At 66.4% G+C, this 16082-nt stretch carries 12 protein-coding genes; 5 read left to right on the forward strand and 7 right to left on the reverse strand.

Features of this window, described 5'->3' with window-relative positions:
• The first annotated feature begins 166 nt into the window (after positions 1 to 166).
• From ST3T6A_RS0110635 to ST3T6A_RS19910, 3 genes are all read left to right on the forward strand, one after another.
• Positions 167 to 3181 (forward strand): TonB-dependent receptor, encoded by a 3015-nt coding sequence (locus ST3T6A_RS0110635; RefSeq protein ID WP_019832903.1) that lies wholly within the window; start codon positions 167 to 169, stop codon positions 3179 to 3181.
• A 135-nt stretch (positions 3182 to 3316) separates the two neighbouring features.
• Positions 3317 to 4072: a DeoR/GlpR family DNA-binding transcription regulator gene (locus tag ST3T6A_RS0110640; protein WP_026359611.1), complete on the forward strand. Its 756-nt coding sequence runs from the start codon at positions 3317 to 3319 to the stop codon at positions 4070 to 4072.
• Between the two features lie 132 nt (positions 4073 to 4204).
• On the forward strand, positions 4205 to 5632 hold the full coding sequence (locus tag ST3T6A_RS19910; protein ID WP_162140528.1) for a POT-type proton-dependent oligopeptide transporter: 1428 nt from the start codon (positions 4205 to 4207) through the stop codon (positions 5630 to 5632).
• Positions 5633 to 5639: 7 nt separating this feature from the next.
• On the opposite strand, the gene ST3T6A_RS0110650 is transcribed toward ST3T6A_RS19910, so the two are convergent.
• The 6 genes from ST3T6A_RS0110650 to ST3T6A_RS0110675 form a co-directional block, all read right to left on the reverse strand.
• Positions 5640 to 7676 carry a phosphocholine-specific phospholipase C gene (locus tag ST3T6A_RS0110650; protein WP_019832906.1) on the reverse strand — a complete coding sequence of 679 codons (2037 nt, stop codon included), beginning with the start codon at positions 7674 to 7676 and terminating at the stop codon, positions 5640 to 5642.
• A 230-nt stretch (positions 7677 to 7906) separates the two neighbouring features.
• On the reverse strand, positions 7907 to 8959 hold the full coding sequence (locus ST3T6A_RS0110655; RefSeq protein WP_019832908.1) for a lipocalin-like domain-containing protein: 1053 nt from the start codon (positions 8957 to 8959) through the stop codon (positions 7907 to 7909).
• On the reverse strand, positions 8959 to 11475 hold the full coding sequence (locus ST3T6A_RS0110660) for an ABC transporter permease (protein ID WP_019832909.1): 2517 nt from the start codon (positions 11473 to 11475) through the stop codon (positions 8959 to 8961). The genes ST3T6A_RS0110655 and ST3T6A_RS0110660 overlap by 1 nt, the downstream gene beginning before the upstream one ends.
• Positions 11468 to 12139 (reverse strand): ABC transporter ATP-binding protein, encoded by a 672-nt coding sequence (locus tag ST3T6A_RS0110665; RefSeq protein WP_019832910.1) that lies wholly within the window; start codon positions 12137 to 12139, stop codon positions 11468 to 11470. Before ST3T6A_RS0110665 ends, ST3T6A_RS0110660 begins: the two co-directional genes overlap by 8 nt.
• A 65-nt stretch (positions 12140 to 12204) precedes the next feature.
• Positions 12205 to 12348 (reverse strand): hypothetical protein, encoded by a 144-nt coding sequence (locus ST3T6A_RS21495; protein ID WP_019832911.1) that lies wholly within the window; start codon positions 12346 to 12348, stop codon positions 12205 to 12207.
• A 102-nt stretch (positions 12349 to 12450) separates the two neighbouring features.
• A complete protein-coding gene (locus ST3T6A_RS0110675) occupies positions 12451 to 12873 on the reverse strand; it encodes a group III truncated hemoglobin (RefSeq protein WP_019832912.1) in 423 nt (140 codons plus the stop codon).
• 139 nt (positions 12874 to 13012) lie between these two features.
• Here ST3T6A_RS0110675 and ST3T6A_RS0110680 point away from each other — a divergent pair, with 139 nt between their 5' ends.
• Entirely contained in the window at positions 13013 to 13927 is a 915-nt protein-coding gene (locus ST3T6A_RS0110680; protein ID WP_019832913.1) for a VOC family protein, read from the forward strand.
• Between the two features lie 15 nt (positions 13928 to 13942).
• On the opposite strand, the gene ST3T6A_RS0110685 is transcribed toward ST3T6A_RS0110680, so the two are convergent.
• Positions 13943 to 14707, reverse strand: coding sequence for an AraC family transcriptional regulator (locus ST3T6A_RS0110685; RefSeq protein ID WP_019832914.1), 765 nt, complete (start codon positions 14705 to 14707; stop codon positions 13943 to 13945).
• 129 nt (positions 14708 to 14836) lie between these two features.
• Here ST3T6A_RS0110685 and ST3T6A_RS0110690 point away from each other — a divergent pair, with 129 nt between their 5' ends.
• A complete protein-coding gene (locus ST3T6A_RS0110690; protein ID WP_019832915.1) occupies positions 14837 to 16030 on the forward strand; it encodes an MFS transporter in 1194 nt (397 codons plus the stop codon).
• Positions 16031 to 16082: the final 52 nt, after the last annotated feature.

Consider the following 16082-nt stretch of genomic DNA (forward strand, 5'->3'; position numbering starts at 1 on the left):
CTCGGCGACGAACTTTCACACCATTCTGTTTGAATGGTGATGGAAATTGCCGAAAATGTCACAAAGATTCCACAGAATCTCGATAGCTCCACCACGAGCCGGGGAGAGCCGGCGGGACATTCTGGCATCGTTCGGATTCGATCCGTAAATCCGTGGGGAAATAATCGTGAAATCCTATTCGCGTACCGCGCTTCTGCGCGCTGGATTCCTGTTGGGTGTGGCCATCCCGATGAGCGTGTTCGTCGCGCCTGCGGCCCATGCTCAGGACTATACGAACATCGTCGCTTCAGGCCGTGTCACATCGGGCGACGGCACGCCGATCGCCGGTGCGACGGTGTCGATCCGGTCGTCCGATCGCGGCGTTGCCCTGACCGCTCGAACCAACGACGTGGGCGCCTATAGTTTCTCGCAGGTCACGCCCGGCGCCTATGATTTCTCGGTGACGGCCGACGGCTATGCGCCTTATCAGGAGCAGGGCGTTCCGCTGACCCGCTCCAATGGCGGCGCCAACACGTTCCGGCTCGTGAGAGCCGATGCGGCCATGCCCAAGGGCAACAACAACGAGATCGTCGTGAATGGCAGGCGCGTTCGCACCGCCGACTTCAACGATACGACCACGGGCGCGGTGATCGACATCGCCGAGCTGGACAAGCGTGTGCCCGTGGGGCGCTCGTTGCAGGATGTGGCGATGCTGTCGCCGGGCGTGACGCGAGGCTCTTCGGGGCCGAACAGCGCCTTTGACGATCAGATCACGATCAGCGGCTCGGCCTTCACCGAAAACGCCTATTTCGTGAACGGCCTCAACATCACCAATTTCCGCATGGGCCTCGCGCCCGTGGAAGTGCCGTATGATTTCTACAAGACGATCGAGGTCAAGACGGGCGGCTTCCCGGCGGAGTTCGGGCGGGCGACGGGTGGCGTCATCAATGCCGTGACCAAGTCGGGCAGCAACCAGTTCCACGCCAGCGTCTCCGGCACCTGGGATCCGAGCGGCCTGCGCTCCGTCTCTCCGGCGACCCATGACGTCAATTACGAGGACGCGACCGCCAGCAAGCGCGAGCTGGTGATGCAGGCCAGCGGGCCGATCATCAAGGATCGGCTGTTCATCTACGGCCTGTACGACGCCCGCGACTTCCACTCCTTCACGCCCGACCAGAAGCAGAACAACGCGACGCGCGTCACCAACACCAATCCGTTCTGGGGCGTGAAGGTCGACGGCTATGTGACCGACGGCCAGCATCTGGAATTCACCTATTTCGACAGCAGCAACACCACGCACACGCGCAGCTTCGATTATGATCGCGATACCAAGCATGTAGGCGCGCAGACCGGCGGCACCGATGCGCGGTCCGGCGGCCAGAACCTCGTCGCGCGCTATACCGGCACCTTCGCGCCGTGGATCACGGTGTCCGGCGCCTATGGCATCAACAAGCTCAGGGACGGCACGCTTCCGCTCGACATCACCAATGAGCGCGTGCTCGATTACCGGACCGATCCGTCCGGCATCGATCTGGGCCTGAACAAGGTGACGGACGCCTACGGCTATACGAACGACAAGCGGGATTTCTATCGCGCCGATGTCGATTTCAACTTCCAGCTGCTGGGCGGCCACCATCTGCGCATCGGCCTCGACCACGAGACGGACCGGTCGGACCAGATCCACCAGACGATGGGCAATGGCTTCTACAAGATATTCACCGCCAACGCGGATTCGGCGGCCCGGCTCGGCATTCCGATCGGAACCGATTATTACACGACCCGCGTTTACGAGAATAACGGCAACACCACCGTCCGTAACGAGGCCTATTATATCGAGGACAACTGGTCTCTGTTCCATGATCGCGTGAAGCTGGAGCTGGGTATCCGCGACGATCGGTTCAGCAATCAGGGCATCGACGGGAAGTCCTATTACGCCTCGGGCAACCAGTGGGCGCCGCGCCTCGGCGCATCCTTCGATGTGTTCGGAGACGGCAAGACCAAGGCCTATGCCTATTTCGGCCGCTATTATCTGCCGGCGGCGGGCGACCTCAACCTCAACGTCGCGGGCGGGCTTGTCACCTACACGCGCTACAATCTGTTCAATGGCCTGACGGGCACGAACAACACGCCGGTGGCGGGCGCGCCGATCCTGGCGCCGGGCCTGCGCCCGTGCCCGGATACGAAGGTCGCGAACTGCGACGTGGCGGCGGACGGCTCGCCGGTCGATTATTCGGGGGCGATTGCGAGCAACCTGAAGCCGCAGTCGGCCGACGAGTTCATCATCGGCGGCGAGCGGCAGTTCGGCGATCGCATCCACATCGGCGCCTATTTCACGCACCGCACGCTGAACAACGCGATCGAGGACTTCTCCACCGACGCCGGCGAGCGCGCCTATTGCGTCCGCGCGGGGTTCAGCGACGCGCAGTGCAGCGCGGCCTATCCGGGAGGTTCGAGCTGGGTGATCGGCAATCCGGGCCGCGACACGACCGTCCAGATCCAGTTGCCCGACGGCACCAGGAAGGTCGTGACGCTGAGCGCCAAGGATCTCGGCTATCCGACACCCAAGCGCAATTACAACGCGGTCACGCTGACCTTCGACCGCAAGTTCGACGGCGTCTGGAGTCTGGCCGGCTCTTATACCTGGGCGATGGACAAGGGGAATTACGAAGGCGGCGTCCGGTCCGAGAACGGCCAGCTTTCGATCAACCGGACGGCGGACTTCGACTCTCCGGGCTTCCTGAACGGCGCCTATGGCTATCTGCCCAACGATCGCCGCCACACCTTCAAGCTCTATGGCAGCTACAAGCCGACGAAGCTCGTGGAGTTCGGCGCGAACCTGCTCGTCCAGTCGCCCGAGCATTATAGCTGCATCGGCACGGTGCCGGCGAGCGTCGATCCGGTGGCGAACAGCTATCACGGCTACAGCTATTATTGTAACGGCCAGCTCGTGCCCCGCGGTACGGCGTTCCAGGGCGACTGGCTGTATCAATTCGACGCCAACATGATCGTCAACCTGCCGATGCCGAAGGGTCTCTACGGCTCGCTCAGGATCGATGCGTTCAACCTGTTCAACCTGAAGTCGGTGACGGCGTACAACGAGTTCGGCCAGAACAGCGACGACTCGCCCAACCCCTTCTATCGCACGCCGGTGACGTATCAGACGCCGCGCTACGTCCGGGTGCAGTTCCGCCTGGGCTTCTGATCCGACATGTCGGGAAGGGGCGGCTTTCCTGCTCCTTCCCGTTCGACACGCAATCCAGAAGACGGGCCGGCGACGGATTGACCGCGACAGGCGGCAACGGCAGTTTCGCGCTCGTCGGGGCACAGGGAGGAAGCCATTCAGAAGCGGACGGAACGGCAGCGCGAGATCGTGGCGCGCCTGCGCGGCGGCATGGTGCAGTCGGTGACCGGCCTCGCGGCCGAGCTGGCGGTTTCGGATGAAACCATCCGTCGGGAGCTGCGCATCCTGGAGGAACAGGGCGTCATCATCCGCGAGCATGGCGGCGCGCGCCTCGCCGCGCAGATTTTCGAAGGGCCGCTGATCCAGCGGATGGAGGAGAATGCCGAGGCGAAGATGCGCATCGCCCGCGCGGCGGCGCCGTTCGTGTCCGACGGCATGATCGTCTTCATCGATTCCGGCACGACCTCCTGCTTCATCGCCAAGCAGCTGGTCGACTGCAAGTCGCTGACGATCATCACCAATTCCTTGCAGGTCGCCGCCGATCTCGGGGGCATCAACGACAACTGCCTGTTCCTAGCGGCGGGCCAGATGGATTATGACTATCGCGCCTTTTCCGATCATACGGCGCAGCAATATGTCGGCGGCTTCACGCCGCATCTGTCCATCCTGTCGGTGGGTGCGATCCATGTGGATCGGGGGCTGATGGATTTCCATCCGGGTGAGGCGGCGATGAGCCGCATCGCCTATGCGACGTCGGAGCGGGTGCTGTTGGGCGCGGATGCCTCGAAATTCGGCCGCTACGGCCTGATTCATACCGCACCGCTCGACGCGGTCGGCATCCTCGTGACCGACAAGCCGTTGGACGACGATTACAGCCGCGCATTCGCCCACGCGGAGGTGGTGATCGCCTGACGTCCGCCTTCCGCCGGAAAAAAGGGGAGCGGTACGGCCGGTCGACGCGTAGGATGCGGCGGCTCGCTTGCGCCTGCATGGCCTGTCACCTTTGTGTCTCGGGATTGCTCCAAAGGCCGGTCGGCTGGGGCGGTGCTCCGTCGGAGTGCGGCCTCGCGGCTGGTGCAGGGCGATCGAGGTGGTGGGTCCGTGGTGTGGGATGGGGATGCGACGCCCGGAAAGGGCGCATTCGCGGAGCGGCAGGCGGCCTATCGACTGGCATGGGTGGAGGCCCTCGAACGGTTCAGCGTTTCCGGGGTGAAATCGCTGATCGCGCTCTTCCTGGTCGATCATGTGCTGGCGACGGGGGATCGCGGCGTGATCGCGCTCGAAGGCCTGAAGCGTGCTCTCGAGCATTTGTACGGGCCGCTCTCCAGCGTGGCGCTGGCATCGCAGATATACGGTTTCCAGAATGCGCTTCTCTATCTGTCGGTCCCGTTGGGCGGGGTGTTCGGGGATTGGCTGGTCGGGCGGCGACGGGCCGTCAGGATCGGCGCCATCCTGATGATGGCAGGCCCTCTGCTCCTCATGACGCGGGCCTTCCTGCTGCCGGGGCTGATGCTCTTCGCGATGGGAGCCGGGTGCGTGAAGGGCAATCTCGCCGCGCAGGTGGGAGAAATCTTCCGCGACGAGAGGGAGCGCCGCCGGGGCTTCGCGCTCTATCTCGCTTTCCTCAACGCCGGCGTATTCCTCGGGCCGCTCGCCTGTGGCGCCGTGGCGAATTGGCTCGGCTGGAACCTGGGCTTCGGCGTTGCCGCCGCAGGCATCGGCTTCGGATTGCTGCTCTATGGCGGAAATCCCACGCCGGCCTCTGCGATGCCGTCGGCGCGCGAGGATAGCGCCGAGCGCGAAGAAGATGCGCGCGCCCACACCGATTGGTTCCGGCTGATCGCGGCCATCGGCGCCGTCTATCTCGCCTTCGCCGCCTACGAGCAGTCCTTCAATCTCGTCCTCATCTGGGCCGAGCGTCATGTCGCCTTGCAGCTCGGCGGGCTGACCATGCCGGCATCATGGATCGTCTCGGCGGACGGCCTGATGAGCATCCTGCTGATCTGGGTGGCCGAAGCGGCGTTCCGATGGTGGGAGGAGCGGGGCACCGTCATCGGCCCTGCCATGCGCATCCAGATCGGATGCGCGGCCTGTATGCTCGGCTTTCTCCTCCTCGCAGCCGGCGCGATGCTGGGACATGGCGAGCGCCTTCCGCTCATCTGGTTGCTGGGCTTCCTGCTGCTGGTCGATCTCGCGATCGTGCTGGTCTGGCCTGCCGGGCTGGCGCTCATCACATCGGAGGCGCGGCGCCGGCAGGTTGGCCTGCTGGTGGGCATCTTCTATCTGCACGGCTTCTTCGCCGGCCTCTGGGTGGCGGCGGCGGGAACGCTTTACGAGCGGCTCGGGCCGGCGCGCTTCTTCCTGCTGCACGCAGCGATCGCAGCCGCGGGCGTCGTCGTGATGCGGGCCGGCGTTTCGCTGTCCTCGCTGTTTCGGCGGACGGCGGCGCTCCCTCCGGCCTTTTCCTCCTGAGCGGCGGTCAGGCCGGCACCGGCTCCGAAATATCCGGCGCGCCATTCTCCAGATGCCCGCACAGGCGTTGGCTGAGGCCCGGACCGGTGATGCCGAGATCGTACCAGCGATGGGCCGCGCTCAGCGGCACGGAGAGACGCTGCCCGCCGTCCGCCGTGACGAGAAGCTCCTGCTTCGCCCCCGTGTGGCGACAGTGGACGGTCACCGGGATCGCGCCGCCGCTCTTGTGGGCGAGCGTCAGCAGGATCGCGGAATCGCCTTGCGCCCAATGCATTCCGCTCTCGATGCGAGGCTTGTGAGCGTCACCACGATACTCGCGATAAAAGCCGTTCGGCCCGGTGACGACCAAGGCATGGGGCTCGCCCTCCGCTATCGCCCAGACGGCATCCAGCGAGGCCTGCGCGCCCACCGTATAGTGGCGCCATCCTGGGAAGCTGATCTGGTCCTGCACCGCGAACACCACGCCGACCGGACTGCGGTTCACGAAGCGCAGCGCCATCCCTTCGGGCGTCCAGTTCGGCAGCACGTCGAGATCATAGGGAAGCGCGCGGGCGGGGCGGGTGCCGGTTTCCGCGCTCGGGACGCCGTGGCTGCCGCCGATCGTCGGCTTGGGAGCGGTGCGGCAGATCGCGTCGCTCTCGTCGAGATAGTGGCGGACGGAGGGCAGGTTCGTGAACCAGCTCATGTCGTGCCGTTCGTCATGGGAGACGTCGAAGTCGAACGCGGTGACGAGATCGCCGCAGACGGACCGGCGCCAGGGCGAGATATTGGGCTCGGCGATGCCGAAGCGCCGTTCGAGGAAGCGCAGCACCGAGGTGTGATCGAAGAGCTGCGAGTTGATCCAGCCGCCACGCGTCCAGGGTGAGACGATCAGCATCGGCACCCGCGGGCCTAGCCCGACCGGCACGCCCTTATATTCCTCGCCGCGCAGGCTGACGGTGCTGGCCCCGAAATGCGGCTGCGTTGCCGCCATCGGCGGCACCATATGGTCGAAATAGCCGTCATTCTCGTCATAGTTGAGGATGAAGACGGTCTTGGCCCAGACCTTGGGATTGGCCGCCAGCGCCGCGATCAGCGCGCCGGTGAGCATCTGGCCGTAGGCGGGCGGCGCATCGGGATGCTCGCTCATCTGCATCTGCGGCACGATCCACGATATCGCCGGCAACCGGTCTGCCGCGACATCGGCGGCGAAGGCTTCGATCAGATGGTGGGCACGGGATGTCTCGGCATTCTCGGGCGTCGAGCCTTCCACCCACGCGCGGCCCCGGCGATAGCGCGACGAGGCCCGGTCGAGATTGCGGAACTCTACGAAGGAACCGAGAGGATTATCCGAGAAATTGGCATATTCCTGATAGATGCGCCACGAGACGCCGGCCTCTTCGAGCCGTCCGGCAAAGCTCTTCCACGGCAGGCCGGGGAAGCGCGGATCGTCCTTGGCCATGTCCGCGCCGGGATTGTCGTCGCAGCCGCCGTTGGTGACGGCGTATTCGCCGTCGAGGCCGAGGCTCAGCCCGCTCGTGCCCGAGAAATGATAGAGGCGGTTCGGCCCCGTCGGCCCCTGCAACGAGCAATGATAGGCGTCGCAGATGGTGAAGGCATCGGCGAGGGCATAATAAAAGGGCAGGTCTTCACGGGTCATGTAGCCCATGGTCTGCGGGCCCTTCTGGTCGGCCCAGACATCCCAGTTCTGCCAGCGGATCTGGCTGTCCTTCCAGCTATGATCCAGCCCGCCGAAGCAGCCGGCGGCGGTTGCATGGGTATCGAGCCGGAAGGGCCAGGCGATCTCGCCGCCGTCGCGGTCGGCCTTGCGCTGCGCCCAGACCGGATGGCCGCCCGGCAGGATGGCGGGGCGCGGATCGGCAAAACCGCGGACGCCGCGAAGCATCCCGAAATAATGATCGAAGGAGCGGTTCTCCTGCATCAGGATCACGACATGCTCGATGTCCTCGATGCCTCCCCGAGCGGCGCTTCGACCTTTGGCGGCCGCGACCTGCGTGGCCGCCGCGGCGCCCGATGCGCCCAACAGGAAAGTGCGACGATCCATGGAGATCCTCTTTCTCGTCAAATCTTGTGCGAGTGCGATGCAGGTATCGATATTTCGGTTCCCGGAGGGAGTGCCCGCCCGGCTGGTGTCGGCTGACTACATGCGACATGTTGATGTGGTGTGACAATGGTTATGAGATTACGGCGTCGGTGACCGATTCCTGTTCACGAATGTGGCTTTCGTGATGATATTTCCGGCTGGAACAGTCGGCGGAGCGGGTGCAGGCCCCGCTACATCTTCAGATCGGCGGCATAGCCGGTGAGTTCGAGATAGCCGCGTCCGCCGGAGGTGCGCACCGCGCCTTCCCAGTAGACCGGCTGACCGGCCCTTCTGGCGTCGACCTCCTGATCGGCGAACAGGGGCCGGAGCAGGAGGCGCCGGATGCCGCCCGGCAGCTTCACGCTCAACTGCTGCGCGATCGGATAGGTCGCGCCGGTCCACGCGGAGCGCCATGTCCGGACGGGCGTGAAGTCGATGTCGGCGGGCTCCAGTCGCGTGACATGCCCGTCCGGCCAGCGATAGGAGCCGCCGGCCCATAGGGAGCCGCCGCCCTTTCGACGGATGCGAAAGGCCATCAGGGCCGAGCCATCGTCGAGATTGAGCCCTGTCCAGTCCCAACCCACCGCATCAGGCGCGAGATAATCCGACGACCATTCGCGATCGAGCCAGGCCTCTCCAGTCACCGCTTCCGTGCGGCCGCCCCGCCGGATGCGGCCCTGCACGGCGAGATGCGGAAGCGAGTAATAATAGCTGGCCTGCTCGGGTCCGGGCCCTTTCCGGCTGTAACCATTCTCACCCTCCGGCAAGGGAGGCTGGCGAGGCCGGAAATCGAGGTCGAGGGCGAAATCCCGCGCCGTGATCCGGCTCATGAACCGCCCGTCCGGCGTGCGGCGGAAAGTCCAGCCGGACAGGCGCACGTCGGCATCACCGGTCGCGGCGTCGGCAAGCCCGAAGCCTGCCCGCGCCGCCCGCTCGCCGTGGAGGATATGGCCGACGGCGCTGTCCGACAGGGCGGCATGGGCGAACAGGATCTGTCGCGGTGAAAAGCGGCTGGGGTTCGCAGCGTCCGCCCCCGGATTGACGCGGAAGAAGGTGATCTGGAAGCCGAGGTCGCGGCCATCCTCTCCCTTCAGCCAGCCCGTCACATACCACCATTCGGTGCGGAAGGCCGGATGCGCGCCGTGATCGGCCGGAAAACGCAGCGTGATGCTCGGCCGGACGACGGGGTAGGGCGGTGCGGCTGCCAGCGCCATGCCCGCCATCATCGCGATCAGGCGCCGCATCACCAGTCCTCCCGGACCGCGGCCACGGCATCGGGCGCGGTGGCCCGTCGTCCCGCGATCATCGCGGTGAGCGCCGCCGCCACGATCAGCGCGGCCATCACGCCCGCTATGGTGCCGATCGGCCATCGGGTGGCCATCGTCCAGTGGAAGGACTGGGGATTGATGACGCGGATCAGGACCTGCCCGAGCAACGCCCCCAAGGCCACCCCGGCGAAACCGCCGATCAGGCCCAGCAAGGCGCCTTCCGTTCCCAGCATCAGGACGATCTGCTTCTTGGTGAGGCCGAGATGCCGCAACATTCCGAACTCCTTGGTGCGGGCGATGGTCTGGGCCGACATCGTCGCGGCGACGCCCGCGAGACCCACCAAAATCGCCACCGCCTCCAGAACATAGGTGATGGCGAAACTTCGGTCGAAGAGTTGCAGCGCATAGGCCCGTAATGTCCGAGGTTCGGCCATGGAGGCGCCGGGAGGCAGCAGGGGCGCGAGCTTCCGCCGCAACGTTGCAGCGTCGGTGCCGGGCCGGAGCAGGATCGAGGCCTCGTCGCGCCCGGTATCGCCGGTGAGCCGGTCATAATCCGTATCGCGGATCACGATGGCGCCCTGCTGGCGGGCATAGTCGCGCCACACGCCGGCGACCTCGAACTGTCGATGGCTGCGGCCCACGGGGAGTTGCACCATGTCGCCGGTCTTCCAGCCGTAAAGGCGCCCGGCGGGTTCCGAGACCCAGATGGAGACGGCCTTTCCCGTCGGCGGCATCTGGCTCAGCAGAACCAGCGGAGGGCCGCCCGCCTCGCCGCCGACCGGGCGCGCGATGAGCTGGATCGGCGGCCGATCCGATGTGACGGTCAGCGGAATCTGACGGCTGAACGCGATATGGGCGATGCCGGGCACGCCGGCCATCCGGTGCTGGAGCGCCGGATTGAAGCCATCGCCATTCTCATCGCGGACATAAAGATCGGCGGAGAGCACCTGACCCAGCCAATCGTCGACGGCGACGCGGAAGCTCGTCACCATCATCGCCATGGCAATCATCAGCGCGGTCGACGCCACGATGCCGCACAGCGCGATGGCGGCCTGTCCGGGCGCCCCTTGGACATGCCGCACCGCGAGCAGGCGGGGCGGCGAGGAAAGGTGGCGCATCCGCCACGGGGCCAGCAACCAGTGGGCGAGCCACGGCACGCCGGCCACGCCGCCCGCGAGCAGCAATGCCATGCTGACGAATCCGAGGATCGGAAGTCCGTCGATCGCTGGAGATTGCGCGCAAGCGGCGCCGACGAGCAGCAACAGCAGCGCCGGTCGCCACGCCACCGGCGCGCGAGGATCGATCATGTCGCCGGCATTCTTCAAGGCGGCGGCCGGTGCCGCGCGGCCGGCTATACGGGCGGGAAGGGCGCTCCCGAGGAGAGCCGCCGCGAGTCCCAGCAGGAAAAAGGCGACCGCCGCGCCCGGCTGAAAGGCGATGGAGGCCGCTCCTCCCTCGAAATAGCCGCCGCCGAGATCGCCGCCGAAATAGGTGAGCGCGAATGCGGCCATGCCATAGCCGAGGAGCAGCCCCGTCCCGGCGCCCAGGATCCCGATCACGAGCCCCTCCATCGTGACGGCGGCGACGATGCCGCTGCGCGGGAGGCCGAGGGTTCGCACCAGCGCGAAGGCACGCAGGCGTCGCGCCACCGACAGCGACTGGGCGGAGAAGACAAGGAACCCGCCCGTCAGCAGGGCAACGAGCGCCAGCATATCGAGATTGACGCGGTAGGCGCGGCTGAGGGTGTCGCCCTGCCTCGCTTCGGTCTGCCCGGTAGCAAGGATGGCATCGGCGGGAAGCAGGGGACCCAGCGATGCCTCGGCGGCGGGACGGCCGGCGAGCTTCAGGTCTAGGCGATCGAGCTTGCCCAATCGACCGAAGCGCCATTGCGCGGCGGCGATGTCGATGACGCCGATCGGCTGTCCCTCGGCCGCGCCGGGCAGACTGCCGGCCACGGTGAAGCCGGCGCTGCGGCCGTTCGCGGTGATCGTGATCCGCTCGCCGATCCGTGCGCCGGTCGCCCTGAGCGCGGCGCGGGACAGGAACAGGGCGTCGGGCGCGAAAAGCAGGTCTCCGCGCGTGTCCGGTCCGGTCGCGGGAGAGCCGACGAGACCCGGTGTCACCGAGCCCGCCCGGATCGCATCGAGCCCGAGCAGCGTGAACCGCCCGGCGCGCGCCTCGGCGGGCAGGCTGACGACCGGACTTGCGTCGGCCACGCCGGGGGCAGTCGCGACGGATGGATAGAGCCGCTCGTCGAAGCCCAGCGGCGTGCGTGCGCGGACCTGGAGATCGGCGGCTCCGCTGACGCCGGAGACGGCTTGGTCGAAGGACGCCAGCGCCGATCCGTTGACGAGGTGGACGGCGAAGCCGAGCGCGACCCCGACCGCTATGGCGATGCCGGTCGCGATGAAGCGGGCCGGATGCCAGCGCCATTCGCCGGCGATCAGCCACATCAGCGCCAGACGGGAACGCCAGAGCCCCGCTTCAACCATGGACGGGATGAAGGCCGTTCGGGGTGAGCGCCAGCACGCGGTCGGCCATGCTCGCGGTCGCGGCCGAATGCGTTACGATCACGGCGGCCGCGTGCTCGGCGCGAACGATGCTGACGAAGAGATCGAGGATGCGGCCTGCCGTCCCCGGATCGAGATTGCCGGTCGGTTCGTCGGCCAGGATGATGGCGGGGCGGTGGACCAGCGCACGGGCGATCGCCACGCGCTGAAGCTCGCCGCCGGAGAGATCGCGGGCATAGTCGGCACCCCGCTTGTCCAGCTCGACATGCGCGAGCATGGCCTGCGCGCGAGACCGTGCCGCCGCGGCATCTGCCGAGATCAACGCGAGGGGAAGCGCGACATTCTGCTCCAGCGTGAGATAGGGGAGGATGTGGAAGGCCTGAAAGACGAACCCGATGCGTTCCCGCCGGAGCTTCGTCCGCGCCTCTTCTTCGAGCGGGGAAAGGGCGATCCCTTCGATCCGCACGTCGCCTGCGTCGGCCTCGTCCAATCCGGCGAGGATGTTGAGCAGCGTGGATTTGCCGATCCCGGATTCTCCCACGATCGCGAGGATTTCGCCCGCGGCGACGCCCATCTGGAGATCTGAGAATAGTCGCCGGCCGGAACCGACGGATTTTGCCAGGCCTTCGACGGCGATCGTGTCCATCCCACCGTAACGGAGGTCCGCTCGTTTCGCTCCGCCGTGCCGGCGTCAGCAATGGGCCATGCCGGTCAGGAGCCCAGCAGCGCCGCCATCATCCCGAGGGTGAAGATCACGCCCAGCCCCACCAGCCCGATCAGGTAGATGCCGGCATCCCTCAGCATCGACGGGTTCCGGCGGGGCGGAAAATCGTCAAACAGATTGCGCGTTTCCATCCGTCCCCTCCCTTCCATGCGCCGATCAACCCCTGAAAATCGAGGAGGTTTCCATCGTCCGCGAACTTTGGTGGAGACCGGCGTGGGGACGTGCCGGTCGCCTCAGCCCTCCGATCCGCGTTCGGCGGCTGCGCGCTCCATCATCGCCTTCTGGAGAGGGGAGGCGTGCAGCATCGCCAGTTGCAGGCTCTCCGCGATCCGCGCCGCCCTGGCTTGCAGCGCCTCGGCGAGTGCTTCCGGCAGCATCTCGCTGGTGGTCGATGCCCAAATCCGGAGCCAGCGTTCGAACATCGCGGGCGTGAGGCGCTTCGCATGGAGCATGTGCTTCGCGACCGGATTGCCCTTGTAACGACCCGTGGAGAGCATCACCGACGACCAGAAGTCGGCGATCCGCGCGAGATGCTCGGGCCAGTCATGGACCGCTTCGTTGAAGACCGGCCCGATCAGATCGTCCTCGCGCACGCGGGCGTAGAAGGCATCCAGCAGCGGCGGCAGGGCGGTTTCGAGGATATCGTGCTTCGACATGATGGCCGTGAGGGATGCATGGAATGCGCCCTTCCACGCAAGGGGATGCTGCGATCTACGACCATCCCGTCCTTGACGTGGGAAAGCCTGTCGGGGGAGAGGTCTGTCGCGCCGGGAAACGGGGCGCGGGAGGACAGGAATGAAGCGAGCGGTGTGGGCGGTTCTGGGCGCCACGATGATGGCCGGCACGGTGCAGGCGGCGGAGCGGCCGGCCATCACCGGCATCTCGCATATCGCGGTCTATTCCGCCGATGCCGCCGCGACGGAGCAGTTCTACAAGGACAAGCTGGGCGCGGAGAAGCTGCCTGACCCGGAGGACCCGCGCGGCGTCCGCTATCGCTTCAGCGCGCAGCAGTTCGTCGAGGTGCTGCCGCTTCCCGCCGGGCAGGGCATCAGCCGGCTTGCTCACATCGCCTTCTCGACCAGCGATGCGGCGAAGCTGCGCACCTATCTGGCGGCGCATCGCGTGCAGGAGGTTTCTCCCGTGAAGAAGGGAGCCGATGGCAGCCTGTGGTTCTCGGCGCGGGACCCGGAGGGCAACGAGGTCCAGTTCGTCCAATCCCCCAACGCGGACAGCAGCCCGGCCGTGGGGGCGATCAGCGGACGGATGATCCACATGGGCTTCCTGGTGCACAGCCGCGCCGTGGAGGACCGCTTCTACCGCGACCTTCTGGGTTTCCGTCCCTATTGGTACGGGTCGATGAAGGAAGGCACCACGGACTGGGTGTCCCAGCAGGTGCCGGACGGGCACGACTGGCTGGAATATATGATGGTCGGCGACGGCAGCACCACGCCGCTTTCCAAGATCGACGGACGTGAACTGGGCGTGCTCAACCATTTCTCGTTGGGCGTTCCCAACATGGAGGCGGCAGTGACGACGCTGATCGCCGGGGATCGGCTGAGCCCTCGCCATGACGGGCCGCAAATGGGCCGCGACGGCAAATGGCAGGCCAATCTCTACGATCCCGACGGCACGCGCGTGGAACTGATGGAGTTCCAGCCCGTGACCAAGCCTTGTTGCTCGGCCTTCACCGCGGATAGCCCCACCCACTGATGGCATGCCGTTCCGCTAGGGCCGGTAACGGCTCGGTGGAACGCCCAGCATGCGCTTGAACATCGTCGAGAAATTCGCCGGGCCATCATAGCCGAGATCGAGCGCGATCGAGGTGATCGACTCCCCTGCGGCTAGCCTGGGCAGGGCAACGGATACACAGGCCTGCTGCCGCCATTCGGCGAAGCTCATGCCTGTCTCGCGCCGGAACAGCCGCGTGAAGCTGCGCCGGTTGATGGCGAGGGCGAAAGCCCATTGATCGATGGCGGCGGTGGCGTTCGGGCGTTCGAGAAAGGCGTGGCAGAGCGCGGCGAGCGCGACATGGCGCGGGAAGGGGACGGCGATCGGAATCCGAGGCGCGGACCGGATTTCGGCGATGAGAAGCCGCATCACCAGCCCGTCGCGGCCCTGCTCGTCATATTCGGTCGGAATCTCGGCCGCGGCGACGAGCAACTGGCGCAGCAGGGCGGAGACGCCGACAACCCGGCAGGAGCCCGGAAAGGCCCCATAGGCGGCGGGCTCGATCAGCACGCTCCGGGTCTGCACCGCACCGACCATGCGCACGGAATGCGGTGTTCCCGGCGGTATCCACACCGCTCGTTCGGGCGGCGCGACCCAGCTTCCTTCCGGCGTGCCGACGGCGATCACGCCGGAGGCCGCATAGAGGAACTGACCCCGCCGATGGCGGTGCTCGGCGAGTTCGAAGGAGGCGGGGAAGGCATTGCCGATGCCGACGACGGGCCTCGGCACATCCTCATGATCCTGGGAACGACGCGGTTCCATGAACTGTCCCATTCGCAAAATTGATTGACCCATATGGCGAAGCAGGCCGAGCCGAAAGGGGCTATCGGGCTGCGGCACAAGGCAGCAACGGAAAGGTGCCGCATGACTACGGCAACGGCGAGAGCCGGCATGATGACGAACGGCACCGTCTTCGGCGTGATCGTGGCGATCAGCTTCTGCCATCTGCTCAACGACATGATGCAGTCGCTGCTTCCGGCCATCTATCCCGACCTCAAGGCCGGGCTGGGCCTGAGTTTCGGGCAGATCGGGCTGGTGACGCTCGCCTATCAGATCACGGCATCGATCCTTCAGCCCATGGTCGGGCTCTATGCGGACAGGCGCCCGACGCCCATGGCCCTGCCGGGCGGCACGCTCTTTTCGCTCGCGGGGCTGGCGGTGCTGTCGTGCGCGCACACTTACTGGCTGGTGCTGGTCGGGGCTTCGCTGCTCGGGGTCGGTTCCTCGGTGTTCCATCCGGAATCCTCGCGCGTCGCGCGGATGGCAGCGGGCGGGCGGCACGGCCTGGCCCAGGCGCTCTTCCAGGTCGGCGGCAATGCCGGGCAGGCGCTGGGGCCGCTGGCGGCGGCGCTGGTCGTTATGCGCTGGGGGCAGTCGAGCCTCGCTTTCTTCGCGCTGCTGGCGCTGTTGTCGGGCGCGGTGCTCTGGAACGTCGCGAACTGGTATCGTCACCATGGGCTGACGCGGCTCAAGGTCAGCGGCCACGCGATGGCCGCGGGCGCACTGCCGGAGGCGCGGGCCCGGCGCGGCATCCTCATCCTGCTGGCGCTGATCTTCTCGAAATATGTCTATCTCGCCAGCCTGACGAGCTATTTCACTTTCTACCTCATCCACCGCTTCGGCCTGTCGGTGGAGAATGCCCAGCTGCATCTGTTCGTCTTCCTCGCGGCGGTCGCGGTCGGGACGGTGCTGGGCGGCCCGCTCGGGGATCGCTTCGGGCGCAAATATGTCATCTGGTGCTCGATCCTCGGCGCGCTTCCCTTCACGCTGCTGCTGCCGCATGTCGGCCTGTTCTGGACGGGGCCGCTCACGGTGGTGATCGGACTGATCCTGGCGTCCGCTTTCCCTGCCATCGTGGTGTTCGCGCAGGAGCTGGTGCCGGGGAAGGTGGGAATGATCTCCGGCCTCTTCTTCGGCTTCTCCTTCGGCATGGGCGGGCTGGGCGCGGCGGCGCTCGGCTGGATCGCCGACCGGACCAGCATCGAGACGGTCTATCAGCTCTGCGCCTTCCTGCCGGCGATCGGCCTCCTCACGGCTTTCCTTCCCGATGTCGAGGCGGAAAGGCGCCGGTCGTCCATCGGTTGACGCCCATTCCTGAAGACATGCCGGCCCACGCAGGGCGGCGGATCTGATTGCG

Origin of the sequence: Sphingomonas sp. PR090111-T3T-6A, from assembly GCF_000383095.1 — a bacterium.
Classification (GTDB): Bacteria; Pseudomonadota; Alphaproteobacteria; order Sphingomonadales; family Sphingomonadaceae; genus Solisphingomonas.